Source organism: Onishia niordana (genome assembly GCF_004798965.1).
Classification (GTDB): Bacteria; Pseudomonadota; Gammaproteobacteria; order Pseudomonadales; family Halomonadaceae; genus Onishia; species Onishia niordana.
In genome coordinates, this window is sequence record NZ_SDSD01000015.1 from 1 (window position 1) to 1,347 (window position 1,347).

The window sequence follows — 1,347 nt, forward strand, 5'->3', positions numbered from 1 at the left end:
GACCCCTCGGCCCGACAGGGCGCGGCTCTCACTCGCCAGTGGAAGGGAAAGGCCCAACTGCTCAGCGTGGGCGAGGATGGCCGTGGCGATGGGGTGGCTGGAGTCACGTTCCATCCCAGCCGCCAGCCTCAGGATCTCTTGCGTGCCCTGGCCAGTGGCCCAGTCCTCCACGTCGGTGACCTTGGGGGTGCCGGCGGTGAGGGTGCCGGTCTTGTCCAGCGCCACCGTCCGCAGCTTACCCAGCTGTTCGAGCACCGCGCCGCCCTTGATCAGCAGGCCCCGCCGGGCGCCCGCCGAGAGGCCGGCAGCGATCGCCGCGGGGGTTGAGATCACCAGAGCACAGGGACAGGCGATCAACAGCAGGGCCAGGGCGCGATAGATCGATTCCGACCAGGCCATGGTCGAGACCAGCGGCGGCACCACCGCCATCAGCAGGGCGAGCCCCACCACCGCCGGCATGTAGTAGCGAGCGAAGCGGTCGATGAAACGTGCCACCGGCGCCTTGGCGGCCTGGGCCTCCTCCACCAGGCGGATGACCCGTGCGATGGTGTTGTCCTCGGCGCCGCGGGTTACCTCCACCTCCAGGGCGGCATCGAGGTTGACCGTGCCGGCAAAGACGTCGTCCCCCGGCGCCCGCGTACGGGGCACCGACTCCCCGTTGATCGGTGACTCATCCAGGTCGGATTCGCCGGTCAGAATACGTCCATCGCAGGGCACGCGGTCGCCCGGTCGCACCAGGACTCGCTGCCCAGGCGTGAGCGAGGCGGCCGAAACCTCACGGGTATCCCCATCCTCCATCAGCCTCGCCGTGGACGGCGTCAGGTCCGCCAGGGCCGAGATGCTGCGTCGCGCCCTCGACGCGGCCACCCCCTCCAGCAACTCGCCTACGGCGAACAGGAAGACCACTACTGCCGCTTCGGCGGCGGCATTGATGGCCAGGGCCCCCAAGGCGGCGATGCTCATCAGCATCTCGATGGTGAAGGGGTTGCGCATCTTCAGCGCACCCCAGGCGCCTTGTGCAATGGGCACCAACCCCACCAGGGTGGCCGCGACGAAGGGCCAGTTGCCTAGGCTAGGCCAGACCAGGCGGAGAACGAAGGCCAGAGCCAGCAGCCCCCCCGTGACGAGCACCAAGCGTCCCTTGGCGGTCTGCCACCAAGAGGCCGGAGCGGCATCCGCCTCATCTCCCTCATCATCGGTGGCAAGCTGGTAGCCGAGCTCGTTAAGGATCCGCTCGATCGCCTCATGAGAAGGCGTCGTATCCTGTTGAGGGTGAATCCTCACCGATCCGGTGACCGAACTGGCCGACACCTCCCCGATGCCCTCCAGGCGGCCCAGAGCGGCCTC

At 68.5% G+C, this 1,347-nt stretch carries 1 protein-coding gene; it reads right to left on the bottom strand.

Annotated features, from left to right (window positions below):
- Positions 1–1,347 (bottom strand): heavy metal translocating P-type ATPase (locus ETC27_RS16430; RefSeq protein WP_136256051.1); only part of this gene is annotated, 1,347 nt, incomplete at both ends.